The organism is Bordetella petrii (genome assembly GCF_020991325.1).
GTDB lineage: Bacteria > Pseudomonadota > Gammaproteobacteria > Burkholderiales > Burkholderiaceae_B > Bordetella_A > Bordetella_A petrii_E.
In genome coordinates, this window is record NZ_JAJMLX010000018.1 from 15862 (window position 1) to 31589 (window position 15728).

Sequence of the window (15728 nt, forward strand, 5' to 3'; positions counted from 1 at the left end):
TTTCCCCTCCCCTATGAAACGGATGCTTGCAGGGCACCTCGCATATCGGTGCCCTGTTTTTTTGCGCCGCGGTTTCTTGCGGGCATCCGCCAGCCAGGTTGTTAGTGTGCTGTCCCATAGACGCCGCCGCGAAACGCGCCAGTTGTGGCCATGGCGACGTATCTATGGGACAGCACACTAGGCGGCAATCCGCAGGTCGTTCCAGGCGGCGGCATCGATACGCCGGACGCCCGTGGCCAGCGAACCGTCGCGGTACAGCTTCAGCCAGCGGTAGCCGGGGGCGGCGTCATCCAGCACGTGGCGGCCATTGCGTACGGCGAACTGGAAGCAGGTGGATGGCGTGGCCAGCATGCGCAAGTGGTGGCGCCGGCGGTCGAAGGCCTGGTGCACATGGCCCCACAGCAGCACGCGGGTGCGCGGCAGCGTGGCCAGTTGCTGGAACAGGGCGGCGGCGTTGTCGACCATCATGCTGTCGTGCCATTTGCTGTCCATTTGCACCGGATTGTGGTGCAGCGCCACCAGAATATGCCGTTCGCCCGCCAGGGCGGCCGAACGTTCCAGCAGGTCGAACTGTTCATCACTGATATGGCCGCCGTCGGAGCCCGCCACGGTGGAATCCAGCAGAATGATGCGCCACGCGCCGATATCGGTTACCGGCTGGGTCCACAGTCCCAGGGCATGGCGCAACGCATAAGGGTCGTCGTGATTGCCAGGCAGGCAGCGTACCGGCCAATCGGTCTGTTCCAGAAGATCGCGCAGGCGGTGGTAGGCCTGGGGGGACCCGTCCTGGGATAAATCGCCGGTGGCCAGCAGCAGGTCGGGCCGGTGCCCGTTGGCGCGCACCAGGTCCAGCACCGCGCGCAGGCTGGCGTCGGTGTTGACCTGGCACATGATGCTGTCGGGTTCGGCCAGCAGGTGCGTATCGGTAAGCTGCACCAGCAGAATGGGCGCGTCGGGGCGGCCGGCGCTGGAAGTCGAGGTCGGCAAGGGGCTTTTCTGTCTATCCGAAAGCTTCGTACCTTACCGAAAAAGCCCCCGCCCCGGACATCAGGCGGGGCAACACGCGTAACGAAACGTGGATGGGCCTAAGGCAAAAGACGCTATTCTTGTTGCTCCGTCCGAGGCGTTTTGGTTCGATCGAGTTTCATGGATATTGGTTTTCTTGTGTTCGGCCTGTCGGGCCTGCTGACGCTGGTGTGCTTCATGCCGCCCTTGGCAGGGCGCATCAAGTTGCCGTATTCGGTATTGCTGGCCATCGTGGGCTGCGCGCTGGGCCTGGGCTTGCACCTGCATGGCTGGGCGCCGCCGGTACTGGGCGATTTGTTCGACACTATCGAACGTTTCGAGATCTCGTCGGAAACCTTCCTGATGGTGTTTCTGCCGGTGCTGTTGTTCGAGACGGCGCTGGCCATGAACGTGCGCCGATTGATGGACGACATCGGCCCCATCCTGATGATGGCGATCGTGGCGGTGATTGTGTGCACGGTGGTGGTGGGCGTGGGGGTAAGCGCCGTGTCGTCGTACGGGCTGGTGGCCTGCCTGCTGCTGGGCGCCATCGTGGCCACCACGGATCCGGTGGCGGTGGTGAGCATTTTCCGCGAAGTGGGCGCGCCCAAGCGCCTGACCACGCTGGTGGAAGGCGAAAGCCTGTTCAACGATGCCGCGTCGATCGCGCTGTATTCGGTGCTGCTGGCGGTGGCGGGTGGGCATGGCACGCTGTCGTGGGGCGGCATATTCACCGACTTCGTCGTGCACTTCCTGGGCGGTGCCCTGGCGGGCTACATCATGGGGCGCGGCGCGTGCTTCCTGTTCGCCTGGCTGCGCGGCTTTCCCACCGCCGAGATCACGCTGACGCTGACCCTGGCGTATTTGTCTTTCTTCATTTCGGAACACTATCTGGGCGTGTCCGGGGTGGTGGCCACGGTGGTGGCCGGCCTGGTGGTGGGCTCGGCGGGGCGCACGCGCATGTCGCCCGTCACGTTCGAGCATTTGTCCAGTTCCTGGGAACAGTTCGGTTTCTGGGCCAATTCGCTGATCTTCCTGTTCGCCGCCATGCTGATCCCCAAGCTGATGGCCGCGGCAGACCTGGAAGAACTGCTGATGGTGGCGGTGGTGTTCGTGCTGACGCTGCTGGCGCGCGCCATTGTGGTGTTCGGCCTGCTGCCCCTGCTGGGCCTGACCCCGCTGGGCACTAAAGTCAGCACACCCTACAAGACGGTCATGCTGTGGGGCGGGCTGCGCGGTGCCGTGTCGCTGGCGCTGGCGCTGGCGGTCACGGAACAGGCGGCCGTGCCGGAAGACGTGCGGCAGTTCATCGCCGTGGTTACCACCGGTTTCGTGCTGGCCACGCTGTTCATCAACGGCATATCGCTGCGGCCGTTGATCCGCATGCTGGGCCTGAACCAGCTGTCGCCCGTGGAGCGCACCATCCGCAACCAGGCGCTGGTGGTGGCGCTGGAAGACCTGCAGGGCAAGACCGACGAGGTGGCCCGCGCCGACCACATCAGCCCCGAGGCCAGCGTGCGCATCCACGCGGTATTCGATGCCAGCCTGGCCAGCGTGCACGACGGCCAGATCAGCCAGATGAGCGACGAGCAGCGCGTGGCGGTGGGCCTGGCCATCGTGGCGCAGCGCGAACAGGAAATGTTCTTCGACATCCTGAAGGCGCAGATCGTGGATTGGCGCATGGCCGAATCGCTGCTGGCGCGTTCCGAACGGCTGGAAGACGCCATACGCACCGGCGGCCTGGCCGGTTTCGAGCGCGGCATCGAAGCCGACGTGCGGTATTCCAAGGCCTTCCGCATGGCCTTGCGCATGCACTACATGTTCGGCTTCCAGAGCTGGCTGGCCCATGAACTGGGGCAGCGGTTCGCCAACCTGATGACCAAGCGTTCGGTGGCGCAGCGCCTGATGGCTTTCGCGCGCGAGCAGATCGCCCCGCTGCTGGGCGATGCGGCGGCCCAGCAGATCGTGGCCGCGCATCAGCGCCGGCTGGACCTGGTCGAACATGCCCTGCAGGCCCTGAACCTGCAGTACCCGTCATACGCGCTGTGGCTGCAGGAAAGCCACCTGGGCCGCACCGCGCGCGAACTGGAACGCATCCGGTACCACGACATGCTGGAGCAGTTCCTGATCAGCGGCGAGGTGTATGCCGACCTGATGGGTCAATTGAAAAGCCGCTGGCGCCATATCGACCGGCATCCGCCGCTGGACATGGAAATGGGCGCGGCCGAACTGATTACCCGCGTGCCCTTGTTCGAAGGCCTGAGCGCGGATTCGCTGCGCGCCATCAGCCGCCTGCTGAAGCCCCGCCTGGCGTTGCCTGACCAGCCCATTCTGACGCAGGGACGACATGGCCAGGAAATGTGTTTCGTGGCCTCTGGAGCGGTGGCTGTGCAACTGCCGGACGGTACCGCCGTCGAACTGGGCAGCGGCGAGTTTTTCGGCGAACTGGCCCTGCTGGGCAAACATGAACTGACCCCGGATGTGCACTCGCTGGGCTACAGCAAGCTGTTGATGCTGTCGCTGCGCGACTTCGAGGCCCTGCTGGCGCGCGACCCCGACCTGCGCGAGCGCATCCAGGTGGTGGCACGGCAGCGCCTGCGGGCGATCGAGGTATGGCAGCAGTTTTCGCAAACGGGCACGACTACCCCGCCTGCGCCGCCCAGCCCGGCCCCCCCCGTGGGTCCGTCGGCGCCGGCCGATGCTTGAACGGCTGTTGTGGGCTTCAGCGGGCGTTGACGGTGTCTGGCTCTCATGGCGCTACCTTACGCGCTTGGCCAGGGGTCTGGCTCCCGCAGGGTGCCTGACCCCGTCGTGCCGAGCCTGCGCACGCATCGGTGCCTGCCTACGTGGTCGCGCGCCGCACCAGCGTGAAGCCCAGGTCCACGTGCCGCTGCGCTGGCGGGGTGCCGGCCAATTCCTGCATCAATAGCCCGGCCGCCGTCAGGCCGATTTGATAGCGCGGCGTGGCAATGCTGGACAGCGGCGGCGTGGTCCAGGCCGTGCCCGCGAAGTCGTGGAAACCCACCAGCCCCATGCGTCCGGGCACCGCGATGCCGCGCCGTCCGCACTGGAACACCGCGCCCTGGGCCAGGTCGTCGTTGCAAAAGAACACGCCGTCGCAGTCGGGATGCTGTTCGAGCAGTTGGTTCAGCAGGTCCGCGCCCAGCCCGATGGACGATTTCTGTGGCGTCATGATTTCCAGCGCCGGATCGTACCGGCCCGCGTCGCGCAGGGCCTGGCGCGCGCCTTCGCACCGCCGCAGCGAGCGGGGGTCCAGTTGCGCGCCCACGATGCCGATGCGCCGATACCCCTGTTCGACCAGGTGCCGGCAGGCCGCCAGGCCGGAGTCGAACTGCGAAAAGCCCACGCTCAGGTCGGGGGAGTCGGGCGGCAGCGTCTCGATGGTATGCACGGCCGGCACCCCCATCGAGCGCAGCAGTTGCCAGACGCCGGGCGTGTGGTCTATGCCGGTAAGAATGAGGCCGTCGGGTGAATGCTGCAGGTAGGTGCGCAACTGGGCTTCTTCGGCGTCGAGCGAATAGCCGGTGACGCCCACCAGCAGATGGTAGCCCTGGGCGTCGAGCGTTTCCTTGATGCCGGCGATGATGTCCACGAACACCACGTTGCTTAGCGAAGGAATCAGCGCCACCACAATGTGCGAGCGCGACGAGGCCAGGGCGCTGGCGGCGTGGTTGGGCACGTAGCCCAGATCCTGGCAGATCCGCAGGATGCGTTCGCGCAGCGGCGGAGCCACCTTGCCGGGCGTGCGCAGGGCGCGTGAAACGGTAATGGCGCTGACACCGGCACGGCGCGCCACCTGTTGCATGGTGACGCGCCCGTCGCGGGTACTGCGGGGCTTGCGTGCCGGCATGGGTTGGAGTTGCTGTCCGGAAAGGGCGTAGTCTGCCCCAAGGGGTTTACATTAGCCAAATGTTAGCGCTAACATCGCACAACATTCAAAAAAGATCAATCGGAGACAAACAATGCAGCCTGCTACCCAGGCCCGCGGCGTCCGAGCGTGGCTGGCCCGTGCCGCCGATGCCTGTTATTGGCTTCAAACCTGGCTGATGGTGGTGTGCCTGACCGCCATGGTGGTGCTGCTGTTCGGCAACGTCACGCTGCGCTACGTATTCAATTCCGGCATCAATGTGTCCGACGAGCTTTCCCGGCTGGCGTTTGTGTGGCTGATCTTCCTGGGGGCCGTGCTGGCGCTGCGCGACCACCAGCATATCGGCGTGACCATGCTGGTGCGGCGCTTCGGGCCGGGGGGGCGCAAGGCGACACACATCGCCTGCCAGTTGCTGACGCTGTGGGTGCTGTGGCTGATGGCCGACGGCAGTTGGAAGCAGACCGTCATCGGCCTGGGGACGCGCCTGCCGGTTACCGGGCTGCCCATGGCGGTGTTCGATGCGGCCGTTCTGTATGCCGCCGCCGCCATGGCCTTGCTGACGCTGATCGATCTGGTGCGGGTGCTGGCCGGCGGCGCGCCGCCGCTGGACGCCAGCCCCGAAGACCCGCTCGTCTGAGCCGCGCCCCGTTCTCATGAAGCCTGTCCGACCATGACCTTGACCCTATTCCTGGCGGTGCTGCTGGGGCTGATCGCCCTGGGCCAGCCGATCGCGTTCGCGTTGCTGCTCAGCGCGGTCGCCCTGATGTTCCAGCTGAATTTCTTTGATTCGCAGATCCTGGCGCAGAACATGCTGTCGGGCGCCAACAGCTTCACGCTGATGGCCGTACCCCTGTTCATGCTGGCCGGCGAAGTGATGAATGCGGGCGGCATCTCGCGCCGCATCGTCGACCTGGCCGCCATGTTCGTGGGCCACATCCGCGGCGGGCTGGGCTATGTGGCCATCTTCGCCAGCGTGCTGCTGGCCGCGCTGTCCGGGTCGGCGGTGGCCGACGCGGCGGCCCTGGGCACGCTGTTGATACCCATGCTGCGCGACAAGGGCTATAGCGCCGGGCAGGCGTCCGGCCTGATCGCGGCGGGCGGCATCGTGGCGCCCATCATTCCGCCGTCGATTTCGTTCATCATTTTCGGCGTGGCCACCAATGTGTCCATTACCAAGCTGTTTTTCGCCGGTATTGCGCCGGGGCTGCTGATGGGGCTGACGCTGGTGGCGGTGTGGACCTGGGTGGCGCGCCAGCAGGGGGCGCTGGCGCCCACGCCGCGCCAGCCGTGGCCCGCGCGCTGGCGCGCCCTGCGCCAGGCCATCTGGGCCCTGATGCTGCCGGTGATCATTATCGGCGGACTGCGCGGCGGCATCTTCACGCCCACCGAGGCCGCCGTGGTGGCCGCCGTGTATGCGCTGGTCATCAGCCTGTTCGTGTACCGCGAGATCACGGTGCGCGACCTGGGCCGCCTGTTCATCAACGCGGCCCGCACCACCGCCGTGGTGATGTTCCTGGTGGCCGCCGCCATGGTGTCGTCGTACATGATCACGCTGGCCGATATGCCGCAAGACCTGATCGCGCTGCTGGAACCCGTGCTGGACCAGCCCAGGCTGCTGATGTTCTGCCTGATGGTGCTGCTGACCCTGGTAGGCACCGTGATGGACCTGACCCCCACCATCCTGATCCTGGCGCCGGTGCTGATGCCCGTCGTAACCAAGGCCGGCATCGACCCCATCTACTTCGGGGTGATGTTCGTGATGGTGGGCTGCGTGGGCCTGCTGACCCCGCCGGTGGGCACGGTGCTCAACGTGGTATGCGGCGTGGCGCGCATCAACATGGAAACCATCTGCCGGGGCGTGTGGCGCTATGTGGCCGCCTATTCCGTCCTGATTGTCATTCTGGTGATCTTCCCGGAGCTGATCACCGTACCCGCGCGCTGGCTGTACTAGAACGGCATCGACCGCCGCCGGCGCTTATCAGCAAACCAAGGAGGAGCATCATGAACAAGACCTGGAAACACACCCTGGTGGCCCTGACGGCCGCCCTGTCCTGCGCGGTGGCCGGCGTGGCCGCCGCCCAGGACATCAAGCCGCGCCTGATCCGCTTTGGTTATGGCCTGAACGACGACAGCGTGCAGGGCCGCGCCGCGCGCCACCTGGCGCAGGAATTGGAGAAGCTCAGTGGCGGCAAGATGAAAATGAAGACCTTCGGCTCGGCCAGCCTTGGGTCCGACGAGCAGATGCAAAGCGCGCTGGTGGGCGGCGTGCAGGAAATGATGGTGGGTTCCACCGCGCCGCTGGCCACCATGGTGAAGGAATTCGGCGTGTTCGATTTGCCGTTCCTGTTCAATTCCGACAAAGAGGCCGATGCCGTGCTGGACGGCCCGCTGGGCGAACGCCTGCTGAAGATGCTGGACGCCAAGGGGCTGGTGGGGCTGGTGTACTGGGAAAACGGGTTTCGCAACCTGACCAATTCCCGGCATCCGGTGGTGAAGGCGGAAGACCTGCAGGGCATCAAGCTGCGCGTGATGCAGAACCAGGTGGCCCTGGGGGTGTTCAATGCCCTGGGTGCCAATGCCGTGCCCATGCCGTTCTCGGAGCTGTTCACCGCGCTGGAAACGCGTACCGTGGACGGCCAGGAGAACCCGGTCACCACCATCCAGAGCAGCAAGTTCTATGAAGTGCAGCCGTACCTGACCATCACGCGCCACGTATACACCCCGTGGGTGGTACTGGCGTCGAAGAAATGGTGGGACACGCTTTCGCCGGATGAGCAGAAGCTGATCCGCCAGGCCGCCGTGGCCTCGCGCGATTTCGAGCGCCAGGACAGCCGCGCCGATTCCAAGAAGGCGATGGATACCCTGAAAGAGCACGGCATGAAGATCAACGTGGTGTCCGACGAGGAAATCGCCCGCATGCGCCAGAAGGTGCAGCCGGTGGTGGACAAGACCACCCAGGAACTGGGCCCCGAGCTGGTCAAGGAGCTGCAGGAAGAAATCCAGAAGGCGCGCGGCTGACCCGCGTGCCGCGCCGGGCCCTTGCATGGGCCCGGCGCCCATTGCCCACGTTGCATCGTAGTGAACCGCCATGTCCCATATGCCCCGTAAGCTGCGCAGCCAGAAATGGTTCGACGACCCTACCCACGCCGACATGACCGCCATTTATGTCGAGCGCTATCTGAATTCCGGCATTACGCGCGCCGAGCTGCAATCGGGCCGGCCCATTATCGGCATTGCCCAGACAGGCAATGACCTGACGCCGTGCAACCGGCACCACCTGCAGCTGGCCGAGCGGATCAAGGCCGGCATACGCGATGCCGGCGGCATTCCCATGGAATTCCCGGTGCACCCGCTAGCCGAGCAAGGCCGTCGGCCCACCGCCGCGCTGGACCGCAACCTGGCCTACCTGGGGCTGGTGGAAATCCTGCATGGCTATCCGCTGGACGGCGTGGTGCTGACCACCGGCTGCGACAAGACCACGCCGGCCTGCCTGATGGCGGCCGCCACGGTCGACCTGCCCGCCATTGTGTTGTCGGGCGGCCCCATGCTCGATGGCTGGCACGAGGGCAAGCGGGTGGGCTCGGGCACGGTGATCTGGCACGCGCGCAATCTGATGGCGGCGGGCAAGATCGACTATGAAGGGTTCATGACCTTGGCCACGGCCTCGTCGCCGTCGGTGGGCCACTGCAACACCATGGGTACGGCCCTGTCGATGAATTCGCTGGCCGAGGCCCTGGGCATGTCGCTGCCGGGCTGCGCCAGCATTCCCGCGCCGTACCGCGAGCGCGGCCAGATGGCCTACGCCACCGGCATGCGCATCTGCGACATGGTGCGCGACGACATACGCCCTTCGCACATCCTGACGCGCCAGGCGTTCGAGAACGCCATCGTGGTGGCCTCGGCGCTGGGCGCGTCCAGCAACTGCCCGCCCCACCTGATCGCCATTGCCCGCCATGCGGGGGTGGACCTGTCGCTGGACGACTGGCAGCGCCTGGGCGAAGACGTGCCCCTGCTGGTGAACTGCGTGCCGGCGGGCGAGTACCTGGGCGAAAGCTTCCACCGGGCCGGCGGCGTCCCGGCCGTGCAGCATGAACTGCAGGCGGCGGGCCGGCTGCATGGCGGCTGCCTGACGGTGTCGGGCCGCACGGTGGGCGATATCGCGGGCGCATCGGCCGCCCACGACCGCGACGTGATCCGCGCCTACCAGGCGCCGCTGCGCCACCGGGCCGGGTTCATCGTGCTGTCGGGCAATTTCTTCGACAGCGCCATCATGAAAATGTCGGTGGTGGGCGAAGCCTTCCGCCGTTCGTACCTGGAAACCCCGGGCGACGAAAATGCCTTCGAGGCCCGCGCCATCGTGTTCGACGGCCCCGAGGATTACCACGCCCGTATCGAAGATCCGGCGCTGAACATCGACGAGCACTGCATCCTGGTGATCCGCGGTTGCGGCGACGTGGGCTATCCGGGCAGCGCCGAGGTCGTGAACATGGCGCCGCCATCGCACCTGCTCAAGCGCGGCATCGATTCGCTGCCCTGCCTGGGCGACGGGCGCCAGAGCGGCACCTCGGCCAGTCCTTCCATCCTGAACATGTCGCCCGAGGCGGCGGTGGGCGGGGGCCTGAGCCTGCTGCAGACCGACGACCGTTTGCGCATCGACCTGAACCAGCGTTCCGTGACGCTGCTGGTGGACGCCGATGAAATGGCCCGCCGCAAGGCCCAGGCCAGGCCCGTGCCCATTCCGCCGTCGCAGACGCCCTGGCAGGAGATCTACCGGCAGTTCGTGGGCCAGCTGTCCACCGGCGGCTGTCTGGAACCGGCCACGCTATATCTGAAAGTGATCGAAACGCGCGGCGATCCGCGGCATTCGCATTGAGGGAAGTGTTGGCGGCGGGCTGGCGCCGCTGTGTGCCGCGACAGTCTCGGTGGTACGGTGTCTGGCACCCAGGAGGGAGCCAGACACCCGCCAGCAGCCGTGCAAATTCGCCATCCGTCGGATCGGCCATGCCGCCTGCTCTTCCCGTTAAGGTCGTACCCTGGGTGTCTGGCTCCCGCAGGGTGCCAGACACCGGGCGCTCAGATCTCGCCGCGCGCCCGCCGCTGCATGATGTCTTCCAGGATGACCAGCGCCGCTTCCACGGTGAATTCGCCATCCGCGATGCGCCGCACCGCGTCCGCCACCGGCACATGAGTGATTTCCATGACTTCGCCGTCGCGGTTGGCGGGCTGGGTGCCGGCGGGCAGCACGCAGGTGCTGGTCAGCAGGTCTTCCACCTGGTAGCCCTCGGGCAGCCGCCGGTGCATGCGCAGTATGGTGCGCAGGGGCGAACGGGCAGCCAGCTGGGCGGGGTCCAACCCGGCTTCTTCGCCGCATTCGCGCAGCAGGCCCAGTTCCAGGTCTTCCTGGCTGCCCACCAGGCCGCCGACCAGGGTGTCCCACATGCCGGGATCGGTGGATTTGCTGAGCGCCCGGCGGGCGATCCACAACTGGCCGTCGGGCGTCCAGGCGTTCAGGTGCACGGCCCGGGTCAGCAGGCCCAGCGGCCGCATGGCCGCGCGTTCCATGCTGCCCAACAGCATGTCGGCCGCGGTGACGTCCAGCAATTCGTCGCGCCAGCCGCGCAGGCAGTCGGCCTCGCGCAGGGTTTGCGCTACGCGCGCCAGCAAGGCATTCAGGTCCGCGCCAGGTTGCAGTCCGCTGCCGATGCGCAGCGCATCGGGCTGCACTTGCACCTGCGGCAGGCGCCGGAGCGCATCGCAGGCCGCGTGGGTGGCCCAGCCGCAGCAATGGTCGGCCACATACAGGGGGCGCGCCAGTTCGGGCGGATGTTCTTGCACGCGTGCGGCCAGTTGCGCATACAGCGCGGCCAGCTGCGCCGCGTCTTCTTGGTCAGGGAGGTACGGCATGCCGCGAATTTTAATGTAGGCTTCGTTGGTGGCCGCGCCAAATGGGGGCAACCCCGTGCGATTCAAGAGGGCTAAATTACATTGGGTTGCGCGTCCGCTATAATTCTGCGGTTTCTTTGTGATTTCGAGTGGGGCAGACCGGCTACTGGCAGCCTGGACTCGTACCTGCCATCTAATAATTGCTGCGTGTATTCCGTGTCCCAACGGGATGCGGAAACGCCCGCGCCGTGTTTCGAGGTAAGCATGAAGAAGTGGAGAGGGATACTGGGCGCCTGTGCATTGCTTGCGGGCAATGCTGTCAGTGCGCAGGTACAAGATATGCCCGGCGGCCCGAGAGTCAATCAGCTCAACCTGCACGAAGGCGTAACCCAGATCGCGCGCGACGTCATGTGGCTGCACTGGCTGCTGTTGATCATCTGTGGTGTGATCTTCATCGGCGTGTTCGGCGTGATGTTCTATTCCATCTGGGCGCACCGGAAGTCGCGCGGGCACAAGGCCGCCACGTTCCACGAGCACCTGGGCGTGGAAGTCGCCTGGACAGTCATCCCCTTTTTCATCGTCATCGCCATGGCGCTGCCGGCCACTCGCACCGTGGTGGCCATGAAAGACACCTCCAGCGCCGACCTGACAGTCAAGGTCACCGGCTACCAGTGGAAGTGGGGCTATGAATACCTGGACGGCCCCGCCGCCGGCGTGAAATTCCTGTCCACCCTGGCCACGCCCCGCGCCCAGATCGAAGGCCGCGAGCCCAAGGGCGAGTTCTACCTGATGGAAGTCGACAACCACCTGGTGGTGCCGGCAGACAAGAAGGTGCGCATCGTGCTGACCGCGGCCGACGTCATCCACTCCTGGATGGTGCCCGACTTCGGCGTGAAGCAGGACGCCATTCCCGGCTTCCTGCGCGACACCTGGTTCCGCGCCGAGAAACCCGGCATCTATCGCGGCCAGTGCGCCGAGCTGTGCGGCAAAGACCACGCCTTCATGCCCATCGTGGTCGAGGTCAAGTCGCAGGAAGACTACGCCGCGTGGGTCGAAGACCAGCAGAAGAAAATGGCGGCCAACGCCGACGACCCGAACAAAGAATGGACCAAGGAAGAGCTGATCGCGCGTGGCGAGAAGGTCTACGCCGCCAACTGCGTGGCCTGTCACCAGGCCAGCGGCAAGGGCGTGCCGGGATCGTTCCCTCCGCTTGACGGCGACAAGACCGTGCTTGGCCCGAAAGATGCTCAAATCAAGACCGTGCTGCACGGCCGCCCCGGCACCGCCATGGCGGCGTTCGGCGGCCAGCTGAACGATGTCGAGATCGCCGCGGCCATTACGTACACGCGTAATGCCTGGAGCAACGCGGGCAAGGGTGAAGACCCGGTAGTACAGCCCAAGGACGTGGTGGCCGGCCGCTGACGCGCCGCCCCAGCCCCTGTTTGTAGAACCTATCAAGAGACACGTGCCGGCCTCCTGGACCGAGGCCGGCAAACAGCAGGAAGGAGTCCATCATGAGCAGCGCCACTGTAGACCACGTGTCGCCCGGCCACGGCCACGGTCACGATCACCACGATGACCACCACGCCATGCCCACGGGCTGGCGCCGCTGGCTTTTCGCCACGAACCACAAAGACATCGGGACGATGTACCTCATCTTCTCGTTCGTCATGCTGCTGGAAGGCGGTGCGCTGGCGCTGCTGCTGCGCACCGAACTGTTCGAGCCCGGCCTGCAGTTCTTCCAGCCCGAACTGTTCAACCAGTTCACCACCATGCACGGCCTGATCATGGTGTTCGGCGCCATCATGCCGTCGTTCGTGGGCTTCGCGAACTGGATGATCCCGATGCAGATCGGCGCGTCCGACATGGCCTTCGCCCGCATGAACAACTTCAGCTTCTGGCTGCTGCCCGTGGCCGCCATCATGCTGACGACCTCGTTCTTCGTGCCCGGCGGCGCCACCGCGGCGGGCTGGACGCTGTACGCCCCGCTGTCGGCCCAGATGGGCCCCGGCATGGACCTGGCCATCTTCGCCGTCCATATCATGGGCGCCTCGTCCATCATGGGCGCCATCAACGTCATCGTCACCATCCTGAACATGCGCGCTCCCGGCATGACGCTGATGAAGATGCCGCTGTTCTGCTGGACCTGGCTGATCACCGCTTTCCTGCTGATCGCCGTGATGCCGGTGCTGGCCGCCGCCATCACCATGGTGCTGACCGACCGCCACTTCGGCACCCACTTCTTCAATGCCGCCGCAGGCGGCGACCCGGTGCTGTACCAGCACATATTTTGGTTCTTCGGGCACCCCGAGGTCTACATCATGATCCTGCCGGCCTTCGGCATCGTGTCGGCCATCGTGCCCGCGTTCTCGCGCAAGAAGCTGTTCGGCTACGCATCCATGGTGTACGCCACGTCGGCCATCGCGGTGCTGTCGTTCATCGTCTGGGCGCACCACATGTTCACCACCGGCATGCCGGTAACCGGCCAGCTGTACTTCATGTACGCCACCATGCTCATCTCCATTCCCACCGGGGTGAAGGTGTTCAACTGGATCGCCACCATGTGGCGCGGCTCCATGACCTTCGAAACCCCCATGCTGTTCGCGGTGGGCTTCATCTTCGTGTTCACCATGGGCGGCTTCACCGGCCTGATCCTGTCGGTGGCGCCCATCGACATCCAGGTGCACGATACCTACTACGTGGTGGCCCACTTCCACTACGTGCTGGTGGCCGGTTCCCTGTTCGCCCTGTTCGCCGGCGCCTACTACTGGGTGCCCAAATGGACGGGCCGCATGTACAACGAAAAGCTGGGCAAGCTGCACTTCTGGTCGACGCTGCTCTCGTTCAACATCACGTTCTTCCCGATGCACTTCCTGGGCCTGGCCGGCATGCCCCGCCGCTATGCCGACTACGCCGCGCAGTTCACCACTTTCCACCAGATCGCCACCATTGGCGCGTTCTGGTTCGGGCTGTCGCAGCTGCTGTTCCTGTATGTCATGATCAGCTGCTACCGCAACAAGGGCGAAGTGGCCCCCGCCAAGCCCTGGGAAGGCGCCGAAGGGCTGGAATGGAGCGTGCCGTCGCCCGCCCCGTTCCATACCTTCACCACGCCGCCCGAAGTGAAGTAAGGCAGGACCGCCGTTAAAGCAAGCTAGCCATGACCCCTGAACAACGCCGCCGCAACAAGACCGCCGGGCTGATCCTGCTGGCAATCGTGATCGCCGTGTTCGCCTGGACGTTCTTCCGCGGCTCGGCCATCATGGGCAAGTAGGCATGACGCACGATATCCGCGATGCTTCGCGCCGGAAGTTGAACTTCCTGCAGACATTGAAGGCGGTGTTGTGGGGAATGTTCGGCGTGCGGCGGGGGGCGGGCTACGAGGAAGACGCCGGCAAGCTCAACCCCGTGCACCTTATCGTGGCGGGCCTGCTGGCCGGATTGATTTTCGTGCTGGTGCTGGTGGCCATTGTGCGCTGGGCCGTGGCCAGCCTGACCTAAGCAGCAAGCATTTCAACAAATCAGTACCAGGGAGAAGACCATGAGTGCAAGCCACTCGGTACAAGGTAAAGAGGCTCCGTACTACTACGTGCCGGCAGATTCGCCGCATCCCGTCCGCACCGCCGTGGCGCTGCTGGCCATGGGTATCGGCGCGGCCGCGTGGGTCAACAGCGTCGGCTGGGGCAAGTGGCTGGTGCTGGCGGGCATCCTGGGCCTGTTCACTGTCCTGTTCTTCTGGTTCGGCGACGCCATCCGCGAGTCCGAGTCCGGCCTGAACAGCAAGCGCATCGACCTGTCGTACCGCTGGGGCATGAGCTGGTTCATTTTCTCGGAAGTCATGTTCTTCGCCGGCTTCTTCGGCGCGCTGTGGTACGTGCGCACCATCACCACGCCGTGGCTGGGCGACATCGACCACCGCCTGCTGCTGTGGCCCGACTTCCAGGCCACCTGGCCCAATTTCGGCCCGGCTGGCATCGTCGACCACTTCCAGACCGTGGGCCCGTTCTGGCTGCCCACCATCAATACCGCGCTGCTGCTGTCGTCGGGCGTGACGCTTACCATCGCCCACCATGCCCTGCGCGAGAACCACCGCGGCAAGACCATGTTCTGGCTGGCGGCCACCGTCATCCTGGGGTTCATCTTCGTGGCCTGTCAGGCTTACGAATACCACCATGCCATCAACGACCTGAACCTGAAATTCAGCTCGGGCGTGTACGGTTCGCTGTTCTACATGCTGACGGGTTTCCACGGGTTCCACGTCATCATGGGCGCCATCATGCTGACGGTGATCCTGTTCCGCCTGATGAAGGGCCACTTCACGGCCGACCACCACTTCGGTTTCGAAGGCGCGGCCTGGTACTGGCACTTTGTGGACGTGGTCTGGCTGGGCCTGTACCTGTTCGTGTATTGGTTCTAGGGGTAGTCCCACCCCCGAAGCGCTGCGGACCGGCAAAGCCGGATCCGCGCGTCCCCGCTTAGGGCCGGCCGGCGCCAATAGCGAACGCCCCCGTATGGGGGCGTCGCACGCTGGCAGATGCGTCCAGCGGCAACGGAACCGGCCCGGCCGGTTCCTATCTAAACCCTGTACTTTCTATCCAGCCCAGGTGGTGGGCCAGCAGAACGAACAGGAACAGGGCCACTGATAGCCCGATGCGCACAGTCAGCGCATTGACCGTGCGGTTGGTGGTGCCTTTGTCCCTCATCAGGTAGACCAGGGCGGATGCCAGGCTGGCCAGGATGCCGATGAAAGCCAGGGCGACGATGACGCGCATTTTTGGCCTCCGGGTAAAACGGAATTATTGCAGACATGGCTCATTCAGTTCAGCGTACTTTGGCGGCCCTGGTGCTGCTGGGCGTGGCGGTGGCCGTGCTGGCCTCGCTGGGCGCCTGGCAGTTGCGCCGCGCTGACGAACGCCGTGCCTTGCTGGCCACCATCCAGGCCGGCCGCGCGCAG

15 protein-coding genes are annotated in these 15728 nt (G+C 65.4%); 11 read left to right on the forward strand and 4 right to left on the reverse strand.

Going from position 1 to position 15728, the window contains the following annotated elements:
* Positions 1 to 177: 177 nt before the first annotated feature.
* Positions 178 to 987 carry a metallophosphoesterase gene (locus LPZ50_RS03610; RefSeq protein ID WP_230657669.1) on the reverse strand — a complete coding sequence of 270 codons (810 nt, stop codon included), beginning with the start codon at positions 985 to 987 and terminating at the stop codon, positions 178 to 180.
* 159 nt (positions 988 to 1146) lie between these two features.
* On the opposite strand from LPZ50_RS03610, the gene LPZ50_RS03615 reads away from it, so the two are divergent.
* Positions 1147 to 3711, forward strand: coding sequence for a cation:proton antiporter (locus tag LPZ50_RS03615; RefSeq protein WP_230657671.1), 2565 nt, complete (start codon positions 1147 to 1149; stop codon positions 3709 to 3711).
* 136 nt (positions 3712 to 3847) lie between these two features.
* Here LPZ50_RS03615 and LPZ50_RS03620 read toward each other — a convergent pair whose 3' ends face one another.
* Positions 3848 to 4876 carry a LacI family DNA-binding transcriptional regulator gene (locus LPZ50_RS03620; RefSeq protein WP_230657673.1) on the reverse strand — a complete coding sequence of 343 codons (1029 nt, stop codon included), beginning with the start codon at positions 4874 to 4876 and terminating at the stop codon, positions 3848 to 3850.
* Between the two features lie 196 nt (positions 4877 to 5072).
* Between LPZ50_RS03620 and LPZ50_RS03625 the strand changes: the two genes are divergently transcribed.
* The 4 genes from LPZ50_RS03625 (at position 5073) to LPZ50_RS03640 (ending at position 9767) form a co-directional block, all read left to right on the forward strand.
* A complete protein-coding gene (locus tag LPZ50_RS03625; protein ID WP_419195559.1) occupies positions 5073 to 5531 on the forward strand; it encodes a TRAP transporter small permease in 459 nt (152 codons plus the stop codon).
* A 33-nt stretch (positions 5532 to 5564) separates the two neighbouring features.
* Positions 5565 to 6845 (forward strand): TRAP transporter large permease, encoded by a 1281-nt coding sequence (locus LPZ50_RS03630; RefSeq protein WP_230657677.1) that lies wholly within the window; start codon positions 5565 to 5567, stop codon positions 6843 to 6845.
* Positions 6846 to 6895: 50 nt separating this feature from the next.
* On the forward strand, positions 6896 to 7912 hold the full coding sequence (locus tag LPZ50_RS03635; protein ID WP_230657679.1) for a TRAP transporter substrate-binding protein: 1017 nt from the start codon (positions 6896 to 6898) through the stop codon (positions 7910 to 7912).
* Between the two features lie 70 nt (positions 7913 to 7982).
* Positions 7983 to 9767, forward strand: coding sequence for an IlvD/Edd family dehydratase (locus tag LPZ50_RS03640; RefSeq protein ID WP_230657681.1), 1785 nt, complete (start codon positions 7983 to 7985; stop codon positions 9765 to 9767).
* A 200-nt stretch (positions 9768 to 9967) separates the two neighbouring features.
* On the opposite strand, the gene LPZ50_RS03645 is transcribed toward LPZ50_RS03640, so the two are convergent.
* Positions 9968 to 10798, reverse strand: a complete 831-nt coding sequence (locus tag LPZ50_RS03645; RefSeq protein ID WP_230657683.1) for an NUDIX hydrolase — start codon at positions 10796 to 10798, stop codon at positions 9968 to 9970.
* 243 nt (positions 10799 to 11041) lie between these two features.
* Between LPZ50_RS03645 and coxB the strand changes: the two genes are divergently transcribed.
* The 5 genes from coxB (at position 11042) to LPZ50_RS03670 (ending at position 15191) form a co-directional block, all read left to right on the forward strand.
* Complete coding sequence (gene coxB / locus LPZ50_RS03650) at positions 11042 to 12199, forward strand: cytochrome c oxidase subunit II (RefSeq protein WP_230657685.1); 1158 nt, start codon at positions 11042 to 11044, stop codon at positions 12197 to 12199.
* Positions 12200 to 12291: 92 nt separating this feature from the next.
* The gene (ctaD, locus tag LPZ50_RS03655; RefSeq protein ID WP_230657687.1) at positions 12292 to 13905 is read left to right on the forward strand and encodes a cytochrome c oxidase subunit I; all 1614 of its coding nucleotides are present in this window, start codon (positions 12292 to 12294) and stop codon (positions 13903 to 13905) included.
* 29 nt (positions 13906 to 13934) lie between these two features.
* Positions 13935 to 14048: a cytochrome oxidase small assembly protein gene (locus LPZ50_RS03660; RefSeq protein ID WP_230657690.1), complete on the forward strand. Its 114-nt coding sequence runs from the start codon at positions 13935 to 13937 to the stop codon at positions 14046 to 14048.
* A 2-nt stretch (positions 14049 to 14050) separates the two neighbouring features.
* A complete protein-coding gene (locus tag LPZ50_RS03665; protein WP_230657692.1) occupies positions 14051 to 14275 on the forward strand; it encodes a DUF2970 domain-containing protein in 225 nt (74 codons plus the stop codon).
* Positions 14276 to 14315: 40 nt separating this feature from the next.
* Positions 14316 to 15191 carry a cytochrome c oxidase subunit 3 gene (locus tag LPZ50_RS03670; protein WP_230657695.1) on the forward strand — a complete coding sequence of 292 codons (876 nt, stop codon included), beginning with the start codon at positions 14316 to 14318 and terminating at the stop codon, positions 15189 to 15191.
* Positions 15192 to 15345: 154 nt separating this feature from the next.
* On the opposite strand, the gene LPZ50_RS03675 is transcribed toward LPZ50_RS03670, so the two are convergent.
* A complete protein-coding gene (locus LPZ50_RS03675; RefSeq protein WP_230657699.1) occupies positions 15346 to 15546 on the reverse strand; it encodes a twin transmembrane helix small protein in 201 nt (66 codons plus the stop codon).
* Between the two features lie 35 nt (positions 15547 to 15581).
* Here LPZ50_RS03675 and LPZ50_RS03680 point away from each other — a divergent pair.
* A partial coding sequence (locus tag LPZ50_RS03680; protein ID WP_329957635.1) for an SURF1 family cytochrome oxidase biogenesis protein occupies positions 15582 to 15728 on the forward strand: 147 nt, incomplete at its 3' end.